The sequence below is a fragment of the Mesorhizobium sp. M4B.F.Ca.ET.089.01.1.1 genome, assembly GCF_004022605.1.
GTDB classification, from domain to species: Bacteria; Pseudomonadota; Alphaproteobacteria; order Rhizobiales; family Rhizobiaceae; genus Mesorhizobium; species Mesorhizobium abyssinicae.
Map to the genome: position 1 here is coordinate 1 of NZ_RZOS01000965.1, position 932 is coordinate 932.

General features: G+C 60.4%; 1 protein-coding gene and 1 pseudogene. One reads left to right on the plus strand and one right to left on the minus strand.

Annotation, left to right across the window (positions count from 1 at the left end; translation table 11 throughout):
* Positions 1 to 383, minus strand: a pseudogene (locus EN780_RS35360) (sugar ABC transporter substrate-binding protein); the annotation flags it as partial.
* A 277-nt stretch (positions 384 to 660) separates the two neighbouring features.
* On the opposite strand from EN780_RS35360, the gene EN780_RS35365 reads away from it, so the two are divergent.
* Positions 661 to 932: ATP-binding cassette domain-containing protein (locus EN780_RS35365; RefSeq protein ID WP_128276546.1), on the plus strand; the 272-nt coding region annotated here is incomplete at its 3' end.

Genomic DNA, 932 nt, shown 5'->3' on the forward strand with positions numbered 1-932 from the left:
ATCCAGCTGATCTTGGCGCCCGTATAAGCCTCCCACGGCTTCAGGAAGCCGCGGAACAGAACATTGTGCAGGTTCTGGTTGTTGAGGCCCATGAAGGTGAGTTCGACGCCGGCGAACTCGCCTTCCTTGACATTGGCCTTGGTCGCTTCGAGGCAGAGCTCGCCGACCTTCTGGAAATCGGCATCGGTCGGCTGACCCTTGCCGACGCCGGGAATCTGCAGGATCTTCGCGCGCAGATCGTCGGCCGCGGCGGCCGGCCGGGTTAGCGCGCCGAGGCCGGCGCCTGAAGCCGCGGCGATCGCGGCCATGCTGGCCGCGCCCTTGAGAATGTCACGCCGGGTGGCACCCGCGCGGACCAGTTTTTCGTAAAGACCGACTCTCATCTACATTCCTCCCAGAACAAAAGCCGTGAATTTGACGTGCCAACCTATCGGACGCCGAAACGTCTGCGTTTCTCCTATACCATATGGGGACGTGGGACCCCACCCTGCGTCGCGTGGAGATCCGATTTCCGGCAAAGCACCGATCATCGGATTTTGCGCTCGCCACTATTCGCGTAATCGATTACCTTGTCAACAGGAATGGCTTTTTATCTATAATATACTGACTTGCCCTTGCCGTTGGCAATGGCTAGCTTCACCGAAAACGATAGGGGAGATGATGGCTCAAGTCGCGATCACCAATGTGGCCAAGGCGTTCGGACCCGTCAAGGTCCTGCACGATGTCAGCGTCGATATCGCCGACGGCCAGTTCGTCGTGCTGGTCGGTCCTTCCGGCTGTGGCAAGTCCACGCTCTTGCGGATGGTGGCCGGGCTGGAAACGGTCTCCGGCGGCACGATCGCGATCGGCGAGCGCGTCGTCAACAATCTGCCGCCGGCGAAGCGCGACATCGCCATGGTGTTCCAGAACTACGCGCTCTACCCGCACAAGAC